The organism is Kitasatospora azatica KCTC 9699 (assembly GCF_000744785.1).
In the GTDB taxonomy this organism is placed as follows: Bacteria; Actinomycetota; Actinomycetes; order Streptomycetales; family Streptomycetaceae; genus Kitasatospora; species Kitasatospora azatica.
Map to the genome: position 1 here is coordinate 1,103,722 of NZ_JQMO01000002.1, position 21,109 is coordinate 1,124,830.

Below are 21,109 nucleotides of genomic sequence, written 5' to 3' on the forward strand. Positions count from 1 at the left end.
GCTCAGCGAATGACGGTGTCGAAGGCGTGCAGGTAGGAGTTGACCGGCCGGATGTCCCGGACGTCCAGACCGGCCTCCGCCAGCAGGCCGGTCAGGCTCTGCTTGGAATGCTTGGCGCCACCGACGTTGAGCAGCAGCAGCAGGTCCATCGCGGTGGTGAAGCGCATCGAGGGACTGTCGTCGACCAGGTTCTCGATGACCAGGACCCGGGCCCCGGGGCGCCCGGCGGCGACCACCTGACGCAGCGTCCGGCGGGTGCTGTCGTCGTCCCACTCCAGGATGTTCTTGATGATGTAGAGGTCGGCCTGCACCGGGATCGCCTCGCGGCAGTCGCCGGGGACCAGCCGCACCCGGGAGGCGAGCGAGCCGCCCTCGCGCAGCCGGGGATCGGCGTTCGCCACCACCGTGGGCAGGTCCAGCAGGGTGCCGCTCAGCGCCGGGTGCTTCTCCAGCAGGCCGGCCAGCACGTGTCCCTGGCCGCCGCCGATGTCCGCCACCGAGCCGATCCCGTCGAGGTCGAGGAACTCGGCGATGTCGTGCGCGGACTGGCGGCTCGAGGCGGTCATCGCCTGGTCGAACACCCGGGCCGAGTCCCCCGCGTCGGCGTGCAGGTAGCTGAAGAAGTCCTTGCCGTAGAGGTCCTCGAAGACGTGGCTCCCGGACCGGACCGCGTCGTCCAGCCGCGGCCAGGCCTCCCAGGTCCACGGTTCGGTGCACCACAGCGCGATGTAGCGCAGGCTGCCCGGCGCGTCCTCGCGCAGCAGCCGCGACATCGCGGTGTGCGCGTAGCGGCCGTCCGGGGTCTCCTCGAAGATCTCGTAGCAGGACAGGGCTCGCAGCAGCCGGGCGAGCGGGCGCGGTTCGGTGTCCACGGCGGCCGCCAGCTCCTCGACCCCCGCCGGCGTGTCGCCCAGCGCGTCCGCCAGGCGCAGTCGCGCCGCCGCCCGGACGGCGGCGGCGCAGGCCGCGCCGAAGACGAGTTCCCGCAGCCGGATCGGGGCGCGCGGGTCGTCGCTCTGTACGGTGGTCATACGTCTCTCCCTGCGTGGAAGCGTCAGCACCGGCCGACGGGCTCGGAGGTCGTGCACTGGTTGCCGGTGAAGGTGTTCTGGCCGCTGTCGCGGTCGGCGAGGTCGGCGGGCTGGTTACCGGTGACCAGGTTGTCGCCGATGGTGTTGTCGGTGCTCGGGCCGCCGACGAAGCTGCGGAACAGCACGATGCCGCCGGACATCGGCGAGGCGCCGACGTTCCCGGTGACGTGGTTGTCCGTCACCTGGGTGGACTCGACACCGGTCAGCACGATGCCGCTGCCCTGGAGGAAGGGCAGCCGGCCGTTCGGCGGGCAGTAGGTGTTGTTGTCGTCGACGCGGTTGTGCCGCACGCTCAGTGCGCCGGCCCGGGGCCGGCCGTCGTCGCCGACCACGAAGATCCCCGTGCAGTTGCCGGTCATGGTGTTGTGCTCGACGCTCAGGTTCCGCAGCCGCCGCACCACCGCGCCGATCCGGTTGTCGGTGAGCCGGTTGCCGAAGATCAGCGCGCCGCCGGTGTCGACGGCCCCGCCCTTGCCGTCGGCGATGTTGGCCAGGAAGATCCCGGCCTGGCCGTTGCGCCGGGCCTCGTTCTGCAGGAACCGGCCCCGGACGGACTTCTCCTGGCTGATGCCCTGCTCGCCGTTGTCCTCGGCCAGCACGCGACGGACCGTCATTCCGTCGGTCTGCGAGGCGGAGATCCCGTTCTTGGCGAAGTTCGCGACGGTCAGCGATTCGAGGGTCACACCGGTCAGCGGGTGATCCGCCGTTCCGGTGACGCAGATGCCGTGGCCCGCCTTGGCGCACGGCTGGTCGCCGGGCTCGTTCTGCCGGGTGATCACGGTCTTCGCGCCCAGCCCCCGCAGGGTGAGCCCGGAGACCGAGATCTGGACGCTCTCGTGGTAGGTGCCCGGGAGGATCTCCACGGTGTCCCCCGGGGCCGCCAGGTCGACGGCGTGCTGGATCGACTCACCCGGGTGGACCAGCCGGACGGCGGCGGCGTGCGCGGGCAGCGAGCAGAGCGACGGAAGGAGCAGGGTGACCGCGGCGGTCAGCACGCGCGGCAGCGTGCGGCGGGACATCTGTGGCGACATGAGTCCGAAGCTAACCGCGACCGTCACACTCCGCCACTCGCCGGCTACTCCTCGCGCAGTACCGCCGTCAGGGCCGCCAGGAACTCCTTCGGCCGCTCCAGCTGCACGCTGTGCCCCGCTCCCGCCACCACCACCTCGCGCACCGAGCCGCCGGCCGCCGCGTACCGCTCCAGCACCGCCCGGGTCTGACTCACCATCGGCTGCGCGGGGCAGGCCTGCTCCCCCGGCCAGCCCGGCACCGCGCCGATCGCGCCCAGGTGCGCCAGGTCGAACAGCGAGGTGTCCGAGACGATCACGTCCTGCGCGCCGCGCACCCAGAGCACGGGTGGCTTCGGCTCGATCACCTCCAGGTCGTCGATCCGGAAGTGTGTCGGCGCCAGGCTGTTGAGCACCCCGCGGTCGCCCGGCGCGACGCCGGGCCAGGTCTCGCTGGCTCGGCTGTCACCGGGGTAGTGGTCGTCGCCGCAGCGGGTGCTCAGCATCGCGGGGAGGTACTCCGCCGGGTCCACCGGCTCGCTCACGTACGCGGAGCTGAAGACGTTGCGCGGCGAGAAGGGCGAGTCCGCGGTGGTGTCCCCCGCAGCCAGCCGCTGGACGAACTCGGGGGCCGCGGCGCCGCCGCCCGAACCGGCGCCGTCGGGCGAGTTGAGGGTGCCGTCCAGGCCGTGGGTGCCGCCGAAGCCGTACGGGGAGACCGGGTTGAGCAGGGTCACCGAGCGCACCAGGCCGGGCCGGTCGCGCAGGTACTGCAGCACCACGCCGCCGCCGAGGCTCCAGCCGACCAGGTGGACCGGGCCGAGCCGCAGGGCCTCGGTGAGTGCGGCCAGGTCGTCGCTGTAGTCGCGCAGGCCGCGGGTGGCGTCCACCGGGAGCGGGTCGGTGGCGCCGAAGCCGCGCAGGTCGGGGGCGATCGGGCGGTAGCGCTCGGGCAGTTCGAGCATGGTGGAGTGCCAGAACGCGCCGGCGGAGACGTTGCCGTGCACCAGCAGCACGGGCTCGCCGGTCCGGCCCTCGAGTTCGGCGTAGTTGACGGTCAGTCGGGAGGTGGCGAGGCGTCGGTCGACTGTCACGGCGGTCACTTTCAGTTCAGCCAGCCGGCGACCTGCGCGTTCGCCGCGCTGTCCCAGCCGAGTTCGAGGTGGTTGGCGGTGGCGACCAGCGCGGTGCCGCCCACGGTCGCGATCCCGGTGGTGTCCAGCGCGCTGCTCTCGAAGACGACGCCGTCACTGGGCCCGCGGTCCTCGTTGAAGATGCCGACGATGCTCGGTGTGCCGCCGGCCAGCAGGTAGGTCCGGACGGCGGACGGCACCCCGGCCCGCTGCAGCGGCGCGATCAGCGAACCGGCGTCGATGGCGGCCTGGATGCCGCCGCCGTCGGTGTAGAAGCCCTGCCCGCCGTAGTAGGTGGTGTACCAGTCCTGTTGGGTCTGGTCGACGCCGTAGACCGCGTCGAAGCGGGCCAGCATCTGCCGCTGCCCGGGGTAGTCGTCGTAGCCGCCGCTGGGGGTGAAGGAGTACTCGGGGTGCGCGACATAGCTGCCGTAGCAGGTCATGTGCAGATGCGGGGAGGGGGCGTTGACCGTGCCTCCGCACTCCGGCCAGATGCTGAAGTCGTGGGCCCAGCCGTGGGCGTAGGGGTAGTCGTAGCCGCCGTTCGGCCCGCCGAGGGTGATCAGCTTGCGGACGTCGCCCGCGTACGGCCGTCCCCAGGACGGCTTCACCGAGGAGACGTAGGCCCTGGTGGACATCTCGCCCTTGCTCCAGCCGACCAGGTCCACCTGCGGGACGCCGAGCTTGGCGCGGATCAGCGCGACCGCGTCGCCGACCTCCTGAGCCTGCATCAGGTTGTCGCCCTGCTTGTGCGCGAAGCCGATCGCGAAGACCCGGTAGCCGCGTGCCGACAGGTACTGCATCAGGCCGGTGCTGGGGCAGGAGGCGGCGCCGCAGCCGTAGCCGCCGGACTCGCCGGGGTTGGCCCAGGCGCGGTCGGGGTTGTCGTTGGCGCCGTGCACCAGCAGCACCGGGACCTGGTGCGCGCCGGTGTTCCAGCCGGGGGCCGAGTAGAGCAGGAAGCGGCCGGAGTACGGCTTCTTCACGCCGCCGAAGAAGGTGAGCCGCTGGCCGTCCTGGTCGCCGCGGCCGTCCGGAGGGTACTGCTCCTGGTGGAAGCCGGTGGTGGTGTCGAGGTAGCGCTCGACGTGGTCCCAGCCGTTGGCGACGCTGCCGTAGCTCGCCTCCATGGTCAGATAGGCGGGCGCGGCGGCCGCCGAGGCCGGCGCCGCCTGGGCGAAGGCGCCGGTCAGTGCCAGCACCACCGCCAGAATCCACCCGTATCGCTTGCGCACGCCGCGTCAACTCCTCCACGCCGAGGGCCGTTCCGGGACACGGTAGGCGGGCGGGGTGAGATCGACCCATGGCGGCGGGCCACACTTCGGGCCGGCCGGCATGTGGTCCCGCCACCTGTCCTACGCGCCCGGTAACGCGGCAGGCGCGCCACCCGGTCGGGGGTGACGCGCCTGCGGCTTCAGCGGAGGTGACGGACTGTCAGTGGCCGCCCTCGTCGACGACCTCGATGGAGCCGATGTTCGCCTCGATCTCGGCAGCGGGCAGCGCCACGGCGCGAGCCCAGTAGTAGATCGCCAGCGAGAAGCCGGCAACCAGCGCCATGTCCCACCACATCGGGATCACGTTGCGGGCGGAGTCGCCGAAACCGCCGAGGTAGGAGATCACCAGCAGGCCGATCAGGTAGACCGGCAGCCACTGCGCGGCCTTCCAGTTCAGCTTCGGCGCGTTCGGCAGGTTCTTGCTGATCGCGTACGCGGCGTACGAGCCGAGCAGCAGGTAACCGATGATGATCGCCGCACCCAGACGCCACAGGGTGTCCCAGCCGGCCCAGTAGATGATCAGACCGGCGATCACGAAGGCGGCCGGGGAGATGAAGCCGGCGGCCGGCAGCTTGTACGGACGCTCACGGTCGGGCAGGCGGTTGCGGAAGACGCCCAGCGCCAGCGGGGCACCCGCGTACATCAGCACGCTGGCCGAGGAGATGAAGCTGACCAGCTGCTGCCAGCTCGGGAACGGCAGGAAGCAGATCACGCCGGTGACGAAGGACATGAGCAGGCCGAACCACGGCACGCCGCGGGCGTCGGTCTTCTCGAAGGCCTTCGGCGCGTAGCCGTTGCGGCTCAGACCGTAGGAGATCCGGGAGGTGGAGGTGGTGTAGATCAGGCCGGTGCCACCGGGGGAGATGATCGCGTCCAGCCGGAGGACGAACGCCAGCCAGCCGAGGCCGATGACGGTGGCCAGACCGGCGAACGGACCCTCGATGCCCTGGTAGGCCAGGTCGGCCCAGCCCTTGACGAAGGAGCTGCCGGGCAGCGCGCCGATGTAGACGACCTGCAGCAGGGTGTAGATCAGGGTGCCGATGATCACCGAGCCGATGACGGCACGCGGGATGTCACGCTTGGGGTTCTTGCTCTCACCGGAGAGCTGGATCGCCTGCTCGAAGCCGAGCAGCGAGAAGATGATGCCGCTGGTGCTGATCGCGCCGAGCACACCCTTGACGCCGTACGGCAGGAAGCCGTGCGAGGTGAAGTTGCCCGGGTGGAAGTTGGTCAGCGCGAGGATGAAGATCAGGCCCAGCGGAACGGCGATCTTCCACCAGGTAGCCGCGCTGTTGGTGTGCGCCAGCAGGCGCACGCCGAGGAAGTTGACGGCCACGAAGACCGCCATCAGGACCACGGCGACCACGAAACCGGTGACGGTCAGCGTGCCGTTGTCATGCTGCAGACCGCCTACCCAGAACTTGGAGTAGCCGATCATGGCCTCGACCTCGATCGGTGCCACGGTCGCTGCCTGCAGCCAGGAGAACCAGCCGAAGCTCATGCCGGCCAGGCCGCCGAACGCGTAGTGCGGGTACCGCGCGGTGCCGCCCGACACCGGGAACAGCCCGCCGAGCTCGGCGTGGACCAGCGCGAGCAGCACGATCGCGACGGCCCCGATCCCCCACGAGATGATCGCTGCCGGGCCGGCGACGACCACCGCGTTCTTCGCTCCGAAGAGCCAACCGGATCCGATGATCGAGCCCACCGAGGCCCAGAGAAGCCCGACGAGACCGATGTCCCGCTTGAGCCTGGTGCCGGACCCGGCGGTCGGCGGAGCTATTTTGTCAACAACTGCCATGTGTGGGGACCCTCTTCAAAGATGGCGGGTGAGAGTGCGGTGAACGCTAGCGGGCGATTAGGGATCTGCAAAGACCCCAATCCCGAATAGTTATGTTCTGCCCGCCCCTTAGCACAGATTCTTGAGAGTCTCCGACCAGCCGCTACCTGCCAGCATCAGCGCAGGTCAGAGCCGTCAGGGCAGTTGACCACTTACACCTCCGCAAAGTCCGTACCAATATTTGAGCACCATTTGAGCTTTCGCCCCGAGCCATCCAATATGGATGCCCAAGGGGGTTATATCCTTTATCTCCGCCGCATAGTGATGCAGTCGGCGGGGCAGCCGAATCAGCTGCCGTAATGGCGGCTCGGGACGCTGGACCGCCGGTTTGACGCCGCATCAGCCTGGATTCGACGCAGATTCGATGGAGATTCGACTCGGATTCGACTCAGGCTTGGCTCAGGCGCGACTCAGGCTCGGCTCAGGCGTGGCTCGAGCTCGGCTCAGGCGTGGCTCGAGCTCGGCTCAGGCCCGGCTCAGCCGTTCTCCGCGACCAGGGTGATGAACTGGCGCTGCGTGGCCAGCAGCTTGGGCATCGGCAACCCCGAGGAGGTGTCGAGCTTCATCACGGTCGCCTCGACCTCCGCCGGTCCGGTCGCCAGGGTCGAGCGCCGCGGGGTGTCGCGGTTGGTCCAGCTGTGCCGGCGCCCGTCGCACTTGGCCGAGCTGCCGCCGATGCCGTGCTCCTCGGCGCCCGCGCGCAGCTTGCTGCTGACGAAGACGGTGCCGGAGGCCGAGCAGCGGTAGGTGCCGGAGAGGGTGACCGTGCCGTCGGAGCCGAGCACGCCGGTCGGCGATACCGTCACCTCGTCCGACATCGACCGGGAGTCCGCGGCGCCGGCCGGGGCGGCACCCGTCAGCAGGGTGAGCAGCAGGGTGCCGGCCACCGTGGCGGCGGCGGGAAAACGAAGGGCCACGACTACCTCCTGTAACAGAGTCAACACGATGGGCTACCGTGCGTTCGCGCCCAGTGGTACCGCCCCCGGCCCGGCGGCGGCCGCATACTGATCCGTTCGGTGGCGTGTCCCGGGCTGTCGGCAGGGCCCTCTTGCCCTGGCCGGGCGGCCTGCGGCAGGCTCGGGACCAGGGGGCACACCGGCGTGCCCGCCGCGACCCCGAAGGACGACCCTCGATGACGACCCCTCAGGCCCCCCAGAGCGCGATCCCCTCGCTCTTCGCCGGGCTCTGCGACGACGCGGCGATCTTCCCGCCCGGTGACCTCCCGCTCCCCCAGGCGGTGCCCGCCCACCTGGCCCACCGCTCGGCCTGGTACGCGGACCTGGTCGGTCCGTTCCTCTGCGGCGCGGGGCGGATCGGCGCGCTCTCCGACCAGCTCGGCGAGGGCCGGCTGGGCAAGGGCCGGCTGGGCGAGGGCGAACTGCGGGTCGGCCTGATCGTGCCGGACGGCAGCGCGGGCCTGGAGCCGGCGCTGCGCGCGGTGGCGGGTGACCCGCGGCTGCGGATCGAGGGCATCGAGGTGCTGGCCGACCAGGATGTGGCGCCGGCCGAGGGTGTGCGCCGGGTGCGCGAGGCGCTGGACCGGCTGCTGCCCGAGTACGCGCCCGAGGCGCCGACGGCGATCGAGGTGGCCCGCGGGCCGGAGCTGCTCTCGGCGCTGGACGAGCTGGAGGGCGGCCCGTACCGGGCGAAGTTCCGCACCGGTGGCACCACCGCGCAGGCCTTCCCGGGCGAGCTGGAGTTGGCCTCCTTCCTGTACGCGGCGCTCTACCGCAAGCTCTCCTTCAAGTGCACGGCCGGGCTGCACCACGCACTGCGGCACGACGACCAGGAGACCGGTTTCGCGCACCACGGCTTCCTCAACGTGCTGCTGGCCACCCATGCGGCGCTGGACGGAGCCGAGCACGGCGAGCTGGCCGCGCTGCTGAAGGAGCGCGACGGCGAGACGGTGGCCGGCCGGTTGGCCGAGCTGACCGGGGAGCAGCAGCGCGCGGCCCGCGCGGCGTTCACCGCCTTCGGCACCTGCAGCATCGCCGAGCCGCTGGCGGACCTGGTGGCGCTGGGCCTGGTCACGATCCCCTAGAAGGCTGATGAAGATGTTGGGTTCTGGCCCCACCGAGCAAGCGGTGGGGCCAGACTCGTCTTGTGGCGATGGGGGAATGGGCCGGGGAGACGGTCGGGCCGGATGTGTGGGAGACCTGCCGGGAGTTGATCCCGGTGGGCAGTGTGTTCGCGTTCCTGGCCGAGCATCGTGGCCGGGTGTTTCCAGTGGAGATGTTCGCGGACATGTATCCGTCGGCGAACGGCCGCCCGAGCATGCCTCCGCAGATCCTGGCCGCGGCGATCACGCTGCAGGCCCTGCACGGCTTGTCCGACTTCGAGACGGTGCAGGAACTACGGTGTGACCTTCGTTGGAAGGCCGCCTGCGGGCTGGGCCTGTACGACACGGCGTTCGACCCGTCGCTGCTGTCCTACTTCCGCCGCCGGTTGGCCCGTTCTGCCCAGCCCAACCGGGTGTTCGAGGCCGTGCGGGAGGTCGTGAAGGCGACCGGGGTGTTGAAGGGCCGCCAGAAGCGAGCGCTTGACTCGACCGTGCTGGACGACGCGGTCGCCACTCAGGACACCGTCACCCAGCTGATTGCCGCCGTCCGGGCGGTGATCCGCGAGGTCCCCGGCGCCGAGGCGGTCGCAGCCGTGCAATGCACCGCGCACGACTACCGCGATCCGGGCAAGCCCCGCATCGCCTGGAACGACCAGCAGGCCCGGGCCGATCTGGTGGACGCCCTGGTCGGCGACGCGCTGCGGCTGCTCGGGCACCTGCCCGAGCAGCAACTGGGCGAGAAGGCAGCGAACGCGGTCGGGATCCTGGCCCTGGTCGCCGGGCAGGACGTCGAGCCGGCCGACGGCTCCGACGGGCGTGACGGGCGCTGGCGCATTACCCAAGGGACGGCACCTGACCGCGTCATCTCCACCGTCGATCCCCAGGCCCGGCACGTCCACAAGACCCGCACCCGACACCAGGACGGCTACAAGGCCCACCTCGCCGTCGAACCCGAGACCGTGATCTACACCGACGTCGAGCTCACCCCCGGTAGCGGCAGTGAACACCACGAGGCGGCCGTCGCTGCCGAGTTACTCGCTGCCGAGACCGAGCCGGTGGAGGCGTTCGGCGACACCGCGTACTCCACCGGAGGGACCCGCCAGGCCCTGGCCGGCCACCGCCTCTACTTCAAGCCGGTGCCGCAACGACCCGCTGTTGCGGGCGGGTTCGTCCTGGACGATTTCCGCATTGATACCGCCGGGGGCACGGTCGCCTGCCCAGCCGGCACGACCGTTGCGCTCTCGCGCGATCGAGGCCCTGACCTTCCCCGCTCGGCAAACTTCGGGGACCGGTGCACCGGCTGCTGGCTCCGTGAGCGGTGCACGACCTCCAAGACCGGCAAGGCCCTGCGGATCCAGCCCGGCTACGACCTCCAGCGCGCCGCACGGCAACAAGCCGCCGATCCCGCCTGGCAGGCCGCCTACCGCCGATGGCGGCCCCCGGTCGAACGAGCCGTGGCCTGGCTCGTCGGACACGGAAACCGCCGACTGCGCTATCGAGGAACGATCAAGAACAACGCCTGGCTCCACACCCGCGCTGCCGCCCTCAACCTCCGAACACTCATCAACCTCGGACTCGACCACAACGGCACCACCTGGCACATCCGGGCCACCGCCTGAGGGCAGCCGCCCGGATCACACCAAGATCTTCATCAGTCTTCTAGGGCCCGTCCGGCCCTGGCACCACGCGGGAATCTGCTGCACCACCCCTTACCCTGCCCGCTACCTGGCAGTAACCTCACCCGCGTCCCACCCGCGTGCCGCCATCGGGGCCGCGCGCGGGTGTCTCGGGAGGGTTCATGCGTTCTTCTCTGTCCCGCCGCCTGCGCGCGGCGGCCGCCGCCGGCGTGCTCGGCGCCACCCTGCTCGGTGTCTGCGCCGGGCCCGCCTCGGCCGCCGAGACCAAGCACACGCGCTACTACCTGGCGCTCGGCGACTCGCTGGCGGCCGGCTACCAGTCGTTGCCCGGCGGCGGCCACGAGGTCGGCCACGGCTACGCGCAGGACCTGGCCCGCACCCTGGAGCAGCGGGCCGCCGCGGCCGGCCACCCGTTCTCCTTCACCGACCTGGGCTGCCCCGGCGAGACCTCCGGTTCGATGGTCAACGGCGGCTGCCCCTACCCGCACTCCTTCCCGGGCGCTCAACTGGACGCCGCGGTGGCCTACCTGAAGGCCCATCACAAGGACGACCTGGTGGTCACCCTGGACATCGGCGCCAACGACGTGGACGGCTGCGCCGCCGGTGGCAACCTGGACGCGGCCTGCGCCGCCCAGGGCATCGTCACGGCCGGCCGCAACCTCGGCACCGTGCTGAGCCGGCTCAGAGCGGCTGCCGGTCCGCACACCCGGATCGTCGGGATGAACCTCTACGACCCGTTCCTGGCCGCCTGGGTGACCGGCGACAAGGGCAAGGTGCTGGCCGGCCTGTCGGTGCCGCTGGCCGACACCCTGAACGCGACCCTGGAGTGCGTGGACGCGGTGCACGGGGTGCCGACGGCGGATGTGGCGAAGGCGTTCAGCACCAACTCCTTCTTCCCGCTGGTGGATCTGGGCGGGCAGCAGGTGCCGCTGAACGTGGCGCGGATCCTCAGCTGGACCAACATGTCCCGTGGTGACATCCACGCCAACGACACCGGCTACCAGGTGATGGCGGACGCCTTCCTCGCGAAGCTCTGAGCCCGGCGAAGCTGATCCGGTCGGCCCGCCGGGCCCTCAGGTCCGGCGGGCGGCCAGCTTCTCGGTGAAGGTCCGGGCCCGGCGGGTGAGTTCGGCCCACCGGATACCGCCCTCGGCGAGGGTGGCACGGACCACGGCGATCACCGGGTCGGCGGCCAGCTGGGCACGGAAGGCGCTCACCGGACTCCTCGGTCGGTGCGGCGCAGCGCGCGGCCGGGCAGTGCACCGGTCGGGCGGGCGTCGCTCAGTACGGCGGTGCCGTTGACGTAGACGTGCTGGATGCCCACTGCCGGGCGGCGCGGGTCCTGGTAGTCGGCGGTGTCGGCGACCGTGTCGGGGTCGAAGAGCACCAGGTCGGCGTGGTAGCCGGGGCGGATCAGGCCGCGCCGGGTCAGCCGCAGCCGGCGGGCCGGGCGGCCGGTCATCCGGTGCACCGCCTGCTCGAGCGTGAGTACGCCCAACTCGCGGCTGTAGCGGCCGAGGTAGCGCGGGAAGGTGCCCCAGGCGCGGGGGTGCGGGCGAGCGCCGACCAGCAGGCCGTCACTGCCTGCGGTGTGCGCCCGGTGGCGCATGATCGCCCGGACGTTCTCCTCGTGGCCGACGTGCTGCAGGATCGTGGTGCCCAACTCGTCCTCGCGCAGCAGCTCGAAGAAGAGCTCGGTGCCGCTGCTGCCCCGCTCGGCGGCCAGCTCCGCGACGGTCCGGCCGACCAGCGCGGCGAGCCGCTGGTTCCGTACGCCGGACAGCTGCACGGTGCTCCAGTCGGCGATCACGCCGTGGCAGCCGTCGCTGCCGCATTCTTCCAGCTCGACCCGGATCCGCTCGCGGGCGGTGGGGTCGGCGAGCCTGGCCAGGGTGGCCTCGGGTCCGCCTTCGGCGGCCCAACTGGGCAGCAGGGCAGCCAGGGTGGTGGAGCCCGGCAGGTACGGGTAGCTGTCCAGGGTCAGGTCGCAGCCCTCGGCGAGGGCCTGGTCGAGCAGGTCCAGCAGCTCGCCGGCCCGGCCCTGGTTCACGGCGAAGTTCATGGTGGCGTGCGCCAGGTGGAGTGGGCAGCCGGAGCGCCGGGAGATCTCCACCATCTCGGCGTAGCCCTGCAAGGCCCCGGCGCCGTAGGAGCGTTGGTGCGGCGAGTGGTAGCCGCCATGCGCGGCCACCACCTCGCAGAGCGCCACCAGCTCGGCGGTGTCGGCGTACATGCCGGGGGTGTAGCTGAGGCCGCTGGACAGGCCGACCGCGCCCTCGCGCAGCGCCTCGGCCAGGAGTTGGCGCATCCGGTCGAGTTCGGCGGGGCTCGGCGGGCGGCGGTCCCAGCCGAGTACCAGAGCCCGCAGGGTGCCGTGCGGGACCAGGTAGCAGGCGTTGACGGCGATGCCGCGGTCGAGCCGGTCGAGGTACTGTCCGACGCTGCGCCAGTCCCAGTCGAAGTCCTCGGGATCGCCGTTCCAGCCCGCGAGTTGGAGGCGCAGCGCCGGGAGTGTGGTGTCGTCCACGGGGGCGTAGGAGAGCCCGTCCTGACCGAGCACCTCGCAGGTGACTCCCTGGGTCACCCGGGACGGGTGGGCGCGCTCGACCAGCAGGCGCAGGTCGGAGTGCGCGTGCATGTCGATGAAACCGGGCGCCAGCACCAGTCCCCGGGCGTCGATGATCTGATCGGCCGTCAAGTTCCGGCCCAGTTCGGCGATCAGTCCGTCGCGGACCAGCACGTCGGCCGGCCGGCGGTCGGCGCCGCTGCCGTCGACCACGGTGGCGCCACGGAAGAGCAGGGTGGGCATCAGAAGAAGGTCCGCACCAGGTTGACCACCCGGGGGTGGGCGGCCTCGGCGTCGTCCAGGACTGGGATCAGGGTCCACTTGTCGAAGGCCGTGCAGGGGTGCGAGAGGCCGAGGCGGACCACCTCGCCGACCTCCGCGTCGCTCTCCCGCAGGAAGGCGTGCTGGTCGTTGACGGCGGTGACGGTTCCGGTCACCGGCCGCCCCGAGCGGGTGAGTTGGGGAGTGGGCAGGCCCTCGTCGTAGGGGAAGTCGCGCTTGCCGCCGTCCAGCAGGGCGAGTGCCGGCTCGGGGCGGGAGACCACGCGGGCCCAGCCGTGCATGGCCGAGCGCAGCGGTTCGCCGGCGGCGCCGCGCACCAGCGGGGAGATGGCCCGGTAGAAGCCGTCGTCGTGCACCAGGTAGGCGCCCGAGCGCAGCACCACCGAGGTCCCGGTCCGGCCGAGCGGCGCCAACACCCGGGCGACCTGGTCGAAGTAGGCGCTGCCGCCGGCCGTCACGATGACCTCGCCGGTGTCGCCGGTGAGCGAGCCGTCCGCGCGCAGGCGGTCGTGCAGTTCGACCAGGCGGGCCAGGTAGGCCTCGACGGCGGCGAGCGAGGCGGGCGTGCTGTCATGGGCGAGGGCGCCCTCGTAGCCGCCGAGGCCGGCGAGTCGCAGGGTCGGCGCCTCGGCCACCGCCGCCGCCACGGCCAGCGCGGTGGCCAGATCCCGGGCGCCGGTGCGGCCTCCCGGCCCGCCGAGCTCGACCAGCACCTCCATCGGGCGCTCGGCGCCGGCGGCCCGCAGCGCCTGGTCGATCAGTTTCACGGCGGCCACCGAGTCCACCCAGGAGATGCAGTCGAACTCCGGATCGGTGTCCAACTCCCCGGCCAGCCACGCGAGTCCGGCCGGGTCGAGCAGCGTGTTGGCGAGCAGCACCCGCTGCACGCCGAAGGCCCGGGCGACCCGCAGCTGCGGCAGGTTGGCCAGCGTGATGCCCCAGGCGCCGGCGTCCAGTTGGGCCTGCCAGAGGGCCGGGGCCATGGTGGTCTTGCCGTGCGGGGCGAGCCGGACGCCGGCCCGCTCGCACCAGGCGGCCATGGCGCGCAGGTTGTGGTCCAGTGCACCCGCGTCGAGGGTGAGCAGCGGGGTGCCGAACTCGTCCAGGGTGGGCCCGGTGGCCAGGTACTCCCGGACGGTCAGCCCCCAGGCGGCGGCCGGCAGCGCCTTGAAGCGCCAGTCCAGGCGCTCTGCCCCGAGTTCGCCCACCCTTGCCCTGTCCATCACGCCGCCTCCAGGCCACGAACTGCAGTGTTGCAACATATGCAACGCTCTTTGCGTATGTTGCAAACGCTGTTCTAACATGCGGAGCCACACGGGTCAACGAAGGAGCGTGCCTGGTGGAAGCAGTGCAGGCGGTCTGCCTCGGCGAGTCGATGGCCGTGCTGCCGCCGGCCCGACTGAGGGCCGCCCTGCCGGCCGCCGCACCCGAGCAGTGGGCCGCCACCCGGGTGACCTCCAAGGGGATCTCATGAGTCAGACCGTCTCCCGCGCCCTGGCCCTGCTCACCGAACTCGCCGAGGGCGAACGCTCCCTCGACCAGCTCGCCGCCCTGCTCGGCGTGCACAAGACCACGGCGCTGCGCCTGCTGCAGAGCCTGGAGGAGGCCCGCCTGGTCTACCGCGACGCCGGGTACCGCTACCACCTCGGCGCCGGCCTGTTCGCCCTGTCCAGCCGGGCCCTGGAGCAGCGCTCGGTCCGCCGCCTCGCGGCCGGCAGGCTGGCCGCGCTGAACGCGGCCACCGGCCAGACCGTGCACCTGGCTGCCCTGGAGGGCGGCGAGGTGGTCTACATCGACAAGTACGAGTCGCGCCAGCCGGTGCGGATGTACTCCAGGATCGGGCTGACGGTGCCGATGCACTGCGCGGCGGTGTCCAAGGTCCTGCTCGCCGACCTACCGCCGACGGAGCGTCAGAAACTGGTGTCCGAACTGGAGTTCACCCCGTTCACCGAGCGCACCCTGACCACCCCGAAGGCGCTGCTGGCCGAGCTGGCCGTGGTCGCCGAGCAGGGCTGGGCGCAGGACCACGCCGAGCACGAGCCGTTCGTGAACTGCGTGGCCGCCCCGATCCGCGATGCCACCGGCCGGGTGGTCGCGGCCGCCTCGCTGTCGGTCCCCGACCTGTCCCTGCCCTACGAGCGGGTGCTGGAGCTGCTGCCCCAGCTGCTCGCCGCCACCGCCGCGATCTCCGCCGAGTGCGGCGCCGACTGACCGTACCCCGTTGATCCCCCGAGGATCCCCCGAGGAAAGTGCACACATGAGCGAGAAGATCGAGATCCGCACCGACGGCGCCCCGGCCCCGGCCTGGGTGTTCTCCCAGGCCGTCCGCAAGGGCCCGATCCTGCAGGTCTCCGGACAGGGTCCGCAGGATCCGGCGACCGGCGCCTACCTGCACCAGGGCGACGTCAAGGCGCAGACCCGGCGGACCCTGGAGAACGTCAAGGCGATCCTGACGGCTGGCGGCGCGAGCGTGGCGGACGTGGTGATGTTCCGCGTCTACCTGACCGAGCGGGCGGACTTCGCGGCGATGAACGAGGTCTATGCCACGTTCCTCGAGGAGAACCTGCCGGCCGGCGCGGTCAAGCCGTGCCGCACCACGGTCTTCGTGGAGCTGCCGCACGAGGTGATGCTGGTGGAGATCGACGCGCAGGCCGTGCTCGACTGATCCGCCCGGCGTCCCGTGGTGCCGCGGCCGGCACCACGGGACGCGTGCTGGTCGGACCCCAGCGCGCCGGCCAGGCCTCGGTGTGCCGGCCAGACCCCGGCGTGCCGGTCAGACCCGGCAGAGCACTCGGGCCGGCAACCGGCTGGGCGCCGGCACTTTGCGCGCCGGAGCGGCCTGGTGGGCCGACAGGGTCTGGTGGCTCTGGTACGTCTGGTGGCTCTGACGGGCCATCACCGTCCTGGGCGCCCGCTGCGGCATCACCTTGGGCGTGATCCGGGGCGGCGCCGCGTCCACCGGCTTCGCGGGTGTCGGAATGCCCGGCGAGACAAAGGACGAGGACGTCGTCATATAGTCCGACAGGAAATGCCGCTCGGACTGGCTCAACTTGCGCGAGCGCCCCGAAGCCCGGTCCCGGGCCACCACCACGGTGCGCGCCGTCATGTACCGGAACGGGTCCCGGCAGACGTCCACCCGCACCCGTGCCGAACTGCGCCCGAGCCCTTCCACCATCAGCCGCACCAGCAGCGGCTCCGGTTGGTGGTGCAACTGTTCCAGATAGTCGATCTCGTGCCGCGCGATCAGGAATCCGGCCGGAAAGAGCGAATCCCGCACCGCCTTCGCGTGGTGGTGAAAGAGATCGTAGATTCCCTCCTGGATGTAGCCGACCAGTCGGGCATTGTTGATGTGGCCGTTCTCGTCCACGTCGCTCCACCGGGTGGGGCAGCGCAGCACATGGGCGTTGCGGTATGCCGTCATCGCGCTCACCCCCGCACCGACGCGAGCGCGCGCTGCAACCGGGCGTGGTGGTCGGCGGCCGCCGCACTGCTGTCCGGCTGGCGATTTTCGTGCACGGTGTCTCCCGGAAATCATCGGTTGAGCAGGGACAACCGCGCCCGGATTTCCGGACGCGGTCGTGAGACGCAGCAGGGTTGACGCTAACCCAGCTCACGCACCCAATTCGCCGATATTCCGCCGTGCAGTGGTACGACCCCACGTCCGGAGTACGGATAATTCACCGACACCAGTCACGTGTCCAGCCAATCGGCGGCAGCATCCGGGAAAATGCGCGCCGCTCAGGCGACCGGTACGGTGACCAGTTCCTTGCCCAGGCAGATGCACTCCGGGGAGTCCCGGTAGATGCCGAACTTGGTGATCGGCGAATATCCCTCGGACTCGTAGAGAGCCACCGCCTCGGGCTGCTCGGTACCGGTCTCCAGCACCAGGCGGCGACGGCCGGCGGCGATCGCGGCGGCTTCCAGGTGCCGCAGCAGCAGGCGGGCCAGACCACGGCCGCGCGCCTTCTCGACCACGAACATCCGCTTGAGCTCGGCGTCCCCGTCCCGCAGGAAGGCGTTGCTGCCGTCCTTGACCCGCCAGCCGCCACAGGCGACCGGGGCACCGTCCAGGTAGCCCACCACGAAGATGCCCTGCGGGGCGACGAAGTGCTCGGCCCGCATCTCGGTCTGGTCGACATCGCCGTAGCGGCGGATGTACTCCTGCTGGACCTCGGCGGTGAGGAAGGCGGCGTCGGGGTGGTCGTACCCCGTAGTGCGAAGCTCCATAGGCGCCAAGCATACGGCCGCCCGATCATCCGATGATCGGGCGGCCGGGCCTGCTCCAGACGCCCTGGTGCCGCCTGCTACTGCTGGGCGAACCGGGCCAGCAGCTCGTCCTTCTGGAACATCTGCGCGGTCGCGAAGGCCGAGGGCTGGCCGGCGTGCGGGTCGGCGCCGCCGGCCAGCAGCGCGTCCAGCGCCTCGTCGTTGCCCTTGAAGACGGTGCCCGCCAGCGGGGTCTGACCGCGGTCGTTGACCTGGTTCGGGTCGGCGCCGTGCTGCAGCAGCACCCGGACCGCCTGGGCGTGGCCGTGGTAGGCGGCCAGCATCAGCAGCGTGTCACCGCGTTCGTTGGCCAGGTTCACCGGCGCCCCGGCGGCCAGGAAGGCCTCCAGTGCGGCGGCGTCGCCACCCCGGGCGGCCTCGAAGATCCGGCCGGCCAGCTCGATCAGCTGCTCCTCGGTCTCGGCGTCGGACGCCTGGGGGTCGTGCGTGTCGGACATCGGGATCCTCTCAATCGTGACGGTCGGCCATCGGAACCGTAGCGGACGACACACCTGGCCTGCGGTTACGCGGCCATTCGAGCGAATTTCCGGGGTCGGGTCGACGGGGGCTGTGGGGCCGTAGTTTCAGCTCTTTCCGGCCTCAGCGGGAGAGCTACGGGCGAAGACCACCCATTTGCCCCGTTCCATCATCTATTACTTTTTGTCACGATGAGAGAACTTTCCGTGACACTGTCCCCGCAGTGGCCCAGTCCCCGCCTGACCGAGGAGCAGTCCCGTGATCCTGTCCATCTCCGGCATCGTCCTGTTCGGCACCATCGCCTTCCTCTTCTTCCGCCGGGACGGGCTCAAGGTGTCGCACGCCTTGGTCTGCGCGCTCTTCGGCTTCTACCTGGCGGGCACCGCGATCGCGCCGAGCATCCAGGCGGGCGGGGCGAGCCTGGCGAACCTGCTGGGCGGCATCAAGTTCTAGGCGCCACCTCCCAGACGTCACCTCCCAGACGTCACCTTCTCGGCGTCACCTGCCACACGTCACCTTCTCGGCGCCACCGCACGCACCGGCCCGGGCGCGGTCCCACCGCCCCGGGCCAATTCGTCCGATCCGCCCGCTCGGGGAATCCAGGAGACCATGTCCCTCAACCGCCACCTGACCCGCGGCCGCGACCTCGCCCGCACCGCCGGGGACCACGCCGCCGACATGTTCGCGCCGCTCACCCTGATCGGCCGCGGCCTGCGACGGCACGCCGGCTGGGCCAGGGCCCGCTGGCAGGCCACGCCCAAGGAGCGGCGCGGCCCCACCCTGCTGCTCACCGCCGCCGCCCTGGTCGGCGTCTTCCTGCTGCCGCACGGCCCGCTGCTCGCGGTGGTCGCACTGGTCGCCAGCGCCGCCTGGACCGGCCGCGAGCCCAAGGCCGCCGCCGCCCCCGAGCCGGACCCGGCCGACGTCAAGCTGCCCGCTCTGTACGCCGCGCTCACCCCCTACCTGGCCTCGCCGGACGACGTCTGCCCGCTCTACCGTCCGGACGGCGGCTACCAGGACGCCTTCGCCGGCTGGGCGTTCGACGCCGAGGGCCGGCTCGCCGCGCTGGAGATCGGCTATCCCGCCTACTTCCCCGACACCGAGCCCGCCGCCCGCGGCCGGATCGAGCAGGTGGTGCAGGGCAAGGCCGGCCGGGCCCGGGAGTACCGCTTCGACTGGGACCAGGAGTGCAACAAGCTCCAGGTCACCGCGCTGGCCCCGCTGCCGGTGGACGTCCCCGCGCAGACCTGGGTGACCACCCCCGGCGAGATCGTGCTCGGCTTCACCGATACCCAGGCCACCCAGCGGATGATCCCGGTCAGCCAGGACGGCGGCCCCGGCCACCAGCCGCCGGTGATCTGGCGCACCGGCCCCCGCTCGGCCGAGCCGCACCTGCTCGCGCTCGGCGCGGCCGGCTCCGGCACCTCCACCCTGCTGCGCACCATCGCCCTGCAGGCGCTGACCCACGGCGACCTGATGGTGATCGACGGGGCCGGCACCGGCGAGCACGCCTGCCTGGTCAACCGTCCCGGCGTGCACACCGTGGAGACCAGCCTGCACGGCGCACTGGCCGCGCTGGACTGGGCCGCGCAGGAGACCGAGCGCCGGCTCGCCGCCCTGAACACCGCCCGCTACCAGGGCGAGCCGGCCCCCGCCGACGTCACCCGCCCGCTCTGGCTGCTGCTCGACCACCCGACCGAGCTCAGCGAGCTCGCCCAGGCCGAGGGCCGCCCCGATCCGCAGGAGCTGCTGGAGATCCCGCTGCGGCACGGCCGCGCCGCCCGGGTCACCGTGGTGGTGGTCGACGCGATCGAGGCCGCCGACCGGATCTCCCCCACCGTGCGGACCACCACTCGGGCCCGGGTGGTGCTCGGCACCCAGACCGCGCTGGACCTGCAGACCGCGCTCGGGACCCCGCTGGAGATCGCCCCCGCCGCGCAGACCCCGCCCGGCCGCGGCTACGCCCGGATCGGCACCCAGTCGCCGGTCCGCCTTCAGGTGCCGGCCGTGGTCGACCCGCTGGACGAGGACGCGCCCGCCAGGCTGCGCGACGCGGTGATCGCCCTGCTGCCGCACCGCGACACCCGGATCGAGGCGGCCGCCCCGCCGATGCCGGAGCACCAGCCGATGGTCCCCGCCGAGGCCGCTCCCGCCCCCGAGGCCCAGCAGGCGACACCGACTAGGGTCGAACTGGGCAAGGAGCGAATTGGGTAATGCCGAATGCCGATTCGGTCACGGGGTGCGAAATTCATGACACTCAGGGTGATAACGCAGTCCAGATGTGACAAATCGGACGGAGATGGGTACAAACAGGGACGGCACGACAGACGAGCATGTCCCGGGACGGGAATCTTCGTCGGCGGCCGAGCGTTGACCGAACGACGAAGACAGCGACCCCAACTAGTCCTGTGGGCCATAAGCCCTGGAGGCACGATTCATGAGCGAGCGAGCTCTCCGAGGCACGCGACTCGGCGCCACTAGCTACGAGACCGACCGTGGCATTGACCTGGCCCCGCGCCAGACCGTCGAGTACGCATGTCAGAACGGACACCGCTTCGAGGTGCCCTTCTCCGTCGAGGCGGAGATCCCCTCGGTTTGGGAGTGCCGGTTCTGCGGCACCGAAGCAGTCCTGCTCGATGGTGACGAGCCGGAAGAGAAGAAGGTCAAGCCGACCCGCACCCATTGGGACATGCTGATGGAGCGCCGGACCCGCGAGGAGCTGGAGGAGGTGCTGGCCGAGCGGCTGGCCGTGCTCCGTTCCGGTGGGATGAACCTCGCGGTGCACCCGCGTGACACCCGCAAGAGCGCCTGATACCCGACGAAGCACCGAAGAACTGGCGACAGCCGAAGGGCCCCGATCCTCCCAGAGGATCGGGGCCCTTCGTCACGTGCGGCTCACTGGTGGCACGTGCGGCTCATTTGTGGTCCGGGTCGACGACCTCGCCCTGGATGACCTTGCCGTCGGGCCGGTGGATGCGCAGCTGCTCCTGCAGGCGGAGCGCGTCCGCGAGCGGATCACCCGCCGGTGCGGCGCGCAGCGCCTTGCGCGCGACCCGCCGGCCGACGGCGCGCCAGATCGCCCGGGTCGGCGGAAAGAGCATGGTCAGGCCGAGCAGGTCGGAGAGGAAGCCGGGCAGGATCAGCAGCAGTCCGGCCAGCACGGTCAGGCTGGTGCCGGTCTCGGCGGCGCCCGACGGCGGCATGGTGCCCTGCTCCAGCGAGGCGGAGGCGGCACGGAAGGCCTTCAGCCCGGCCCGCTTGATCAGCCGACCGCCCAGCACCGCGCCGAGCACCAGCAGGAGCAGCACCAGCAGCCAGCCGATCACCGAGGCCACCTGGACGACCAGCCAGATCTCCAGCACCAGCCAGACGGCCACCAGCAGCGGCAGCACCCGGCGCAGTCGGCTGCGTCGCCGGCCGGTCGGTGGTTCGCTGGGGGTTCCGGGGGCACGGCTCGGGTCAAGGTGCTGGGTCACAGTA

The 21,109-nt window shown here is 71.4% G+C and carries 22 protein-coding genes; 9 read left to right on the forward strand and 13 right to left on the reverse strand.

All coding sequences use genetic code 11. The features are described 5' to 3' along the window. Positions 1 to 2: 2 nt before the first annotated feature. The 6 genes from BR98_RS05185 to BR98_RS05210 form a co-directional block, all read right to left on the reverse strand. Entirely contained in the window at positions 3 to 1,031 is a 1,029-nt protein-coding gene (locus BR98_RS05185; protein ID WP_035840563.1) for a methyltransferase, read from the reverse strand. Positions 1,032 to 1,054: 23 nt separating this feature from the next. After that, on the reverse strand, positions 1,055 to 2,122 hold the full coding sequence (locus BR98_RS05190; protein WP_232247249.1) for a right-handed parallel beta-helix repeat-containing protein: 1,068 nt from the start codon (positions 2,120 to 2,122) through the stop codon (positions 1,055 to 1,057). A gap of 44 nt (positions 2,123 to 2,166) precedes the next feature. Beyond that, positions 2,167 to 3,192, reverse strand: coding sequence for an alpha/beta fold hydrolase (locus BR98_RS05195; protein ID WP_083976358.1), 1,026 nt, complete (start codon positions 3,190 to 3,192; stop codon positions 2,167 to 2,169). Positions 3,193 to 3,203: 11 nt separating this feature from the next. Beyond that, a complete protein-coding gene (locus BR98_RS05200; RefSeq protein WP_035840572.1) occupies positions 3,204 to 4,466 on the reverse strand; it encodes an esterase/lipase family protein in 1,263 nt (420 codons plus the stop codon). A gap of 199 nt (positions 4,467 to 4,665) precedes the next feature. Continuing rightward, positions 4,666 to 6,303 (reverse strand): APC family permease, encoded by a 1,638-nt coding sequence (locus BR98_RS05205; protein WP_035840573.1) that lies wholly within the window; start codon positions 6,301 to 6,303, stop codon positions 4,666 to 4,668. Between the two features lie 515 nt (positions 6,304 to 6,818). Continuing rightward, positions 6,819 to 7,259 carry a DUF6299 family protein gene (locus BR98_RS05210; protein WP_035840574.1) on the reverse strand — a complete coding sequence of 147 codons (441 nt, stop codon included), beginning with the start codon at positions 7,257 to 7,259 and terminating at the stop codon, positions 6,819 to 6,821. Between the two features lie 215 nt (positions 7,260 to 7,474). Here BR98_RS05210 and BR98_RS05215 point away from each other — a divergent pair, with 215 nt between their 5' ends. The 3 genes from BR98_RS05215 (at position 7,475) to BR98_RS05225 (ending at position 11,075) form a co-directional block, all read left to right on the forward strand. Continuing rightward, positions 7,475 to 8,383, forward strand: a complete 909-nt coding sequence (locus BR98_RS05215) for a hypothetical protein (protein ID WP_035840576.1) — start codon at positions 7,475 to 7,477, stop codon at positions 8,381 to 8,383. A gap of 68 nt (positions 8,384 to 8,451) precedes the next feature. Continuing rightward, positions 8,452 to 10,020, forward strand: coding sequence for an IS1182 family transposase (locus tag BR98_RS05220; RefSeq protein ID WP_051969118.1), 1,569 nt, complete (start codon positions 8,452 to 8,454; stop codon positions 10,018 to 10,020). A gap of 179 nt (positions 10,021 to 10,199) precedes the next feature. Then, the gene (locus tag BR98_RS05225) at positions 10,200 to 11,075 is read left to right on the forward strand and encodes an SGNH/GDSL hydrolase family protein (RefSeq protein WP_035840579.1); all 876 of its coding nucleotides are present in this window, start codon (positions 10,200 to 10,202) and stop codon (positions 11,073 to 11,075) included. Between the two features lie 36 nt (positions 11,076 to 11,111). On the opposite strand, the gene BR98_RS38995 is transcribed toward BR98_RS05225, so the two are convergent. From BR98_RS38995 to BR98_RS05235, 3 genes are read right to left on the reverse strand one after another with little or no spacing between them, the layout of a single operon-like run. After that, positions 11,112 to 11,255, reverse strand: coding sequence for a hypothetical protein (locus tag BR98_RS38995; protein WP_157537407.1), 144 nt, complete (start codon positions 11,253 to 11,255; stop codon positions 11,112 to 11,114). Next, on the reverse strand, positions 11,252 to 12,847 hold the full coding sequence (locus BR98_RS05230) for an N-acyl-D-amino-acid deacylase family protein (RefSeq protein ID WP_035840582.1): 1,596 nt from the start codon (positions 12,845 to 12,847) through the stop codon (positions 11,252 to 11,254). The genes BR98_RS38995 and BR98_RS05230 overlap by 4 nt, the downstream gene beginning before the upstream one ends. Continuing rightward, on the reverse strand, positions 12,847 to 14,109 hold the full coding sequence (locus tag BR98_RS05235) for a type III PLP-dependent enzyme domain-containing protein (protein ID WP_035840585.1): 1,263 nt from the start codon (positions 14,107 to 14,109) through the stop codon (positions 12,847 to 12,849). Before BR98_RS05235 ends, BR98_RS05230 begins: the two co-directional genes overlap by 1 nt. A 116-nt stretch (positions 14,110 to 14,225) precedes the next feature. On the opposite strand from BR98_RS05235, the gene BR98_RS41925 reads away from it, so the two are divergent. From BR98_RS41925 to BR98_RS05245, 3 genes are read left to right on the forward strand one after another with little or no spacing between them, the layout of a single operon-like run. After that, positions 14,226 to 14,360: a hypothetical protein gene (locus BR98_RS41925; protein ID WP_267886039.1), complete on the forward strand. Its 135-nt coding sequence runs from the start codon at positions 14,226 to 14,228 to the stop codon at positions 14,358 to 14,360. Beyond that, positions 14,357 to 15,097: an IclR family transcriptional regulator gene (locus BR98_RS05240; protein ID WP_035840587.1), complete on the forward strand. Its 741-nt coding sequence runs from the start codon at positions 14,357 to 14,359 to the stop codon at positions 15,095 to 15,097. Before BR98_RS41925 ends, BR98_RS05240 begins: the two co-directional genes overlap by 4 nt. A 46-nt stretch (positions 15,098 to 15,143) precedes the next feature. Then, a complete protein-coding gene (locus tag BR98_RS05245; protein WP_035840589.1) occupies positions 15,144 to 15,551 on the forward strand; it encodes a RidA family protein in 408 nt (135 codons plus the stop codon). Positions 15,552 to 15,659: 108 nt separating this feature from the next. Here the strand turns inward: BR98_RS05245 and BR98_RS36025 are convergent, their stop codons facing one another. The 3 genes from BR98_RS36025 to BR98_RS05260 form a co-directional block, all read right to left on the reverse strand. After that, a complete protein-coding gene (locus tag BR98_RS36025; RefSeq protein ID WP_051969326.1) occupies positions 15,660 to 16,307 on the reverse strand; it encodes an acyl-CoA thioesterase in 648 nt (215 codons plus the stop codon). A 317-nt stretch (positions 16,308 to 16,624) separates the two neighbouring features. Next, on the reverse strand, positions 16,625 to 17,113 hold the full coding sequence (locus BR98_RS05255) for a GNAT family N-acetyltransferase (protein ID WP_035840591.1): 489 nt from the start codon (positions 17,111 to 17,113) through the stop codon (positions 16,625 to 16,627). A gap of 77 nt (positions 17,114 to 17,190) precedes the next feature. Continuing rightward, positions 17,191 to 17,610, reverse strand: a complete 420-nt coding sequence (locus tag BR98_RS05260) for an ankyrin repeat domain-containing protein (RefSeq protein WP_035840593.1) — start codon at positions 17,608 to 17,610, stop codon at positions 17,191 to 17,193. Positions 17,611 to 17,887: 277 nt separating this feature from the next. Here BR98_RS05260 and BR98_RS05265 point away from each other — a divergent pair, with 277 nt between their 5' ends. The 3 genes from BR98_RS05265 (at position 17,888) to BR98_RS05275 (ending at position 20,441) form a co-directional block, all read left to right on the forward strand. Further along, on the forward strand, positions 17,888 to 18,082 hold the full coding sequence (locus tag BR98_RS05265) for a hypothetical protein (RefSeq protein ID WP_035840595.1): 195 nt from the start codon (positions 17,888 to 17,890) through the stop codon (positions 18,080 to 18,082). 156 nt (positions 18,083 to 18,238) lie between these two features. Further along, complete coding sequence (locus BR98_RS05270) at positions 18,239 to 19,843, forward strand: FtsK/SpoIIIE domain-containing protein (protein ID WP_051969327.1); 1,605 nt, start codon at positions 18,239 to 18,241, stop codon at positions 19,841 to 19,843. A gap of 223 nt (positions 19,844 to 20,066) precedes the next feature. Then, positions 20,067 to 20,441 (forward strand): RNA polymerase-binding protein RbpA, encoded by a 375-nt coding sequence (locus BR98_RS05275; RefSeq protein WP_035840598.1) that lies wholly within the window; start codon positions 20,067 to 20,069, stop codon positions 20,439 to 20,441. A gap of 103 nt (positions 20,442 to 20,544) precedes the next feature. On the opposite strand, the gene fxsA is transcribed toward BR98_RS05275, so the two are convergent. After that, on the reverse strand, positions 20,545 to 21,105 hold the full coding sequence (gene fxsA, locus BR98_RS05280; RefSeq protein ID WP_035840601.1) for an FxsA family membrane protein: 561 nt from the start codon (positions 21,103 to 21,105) through the stop codon (positions 20,545 to 20,547). Positions 21,106 to 21,109: the final 4 nt, after the last annotated feature.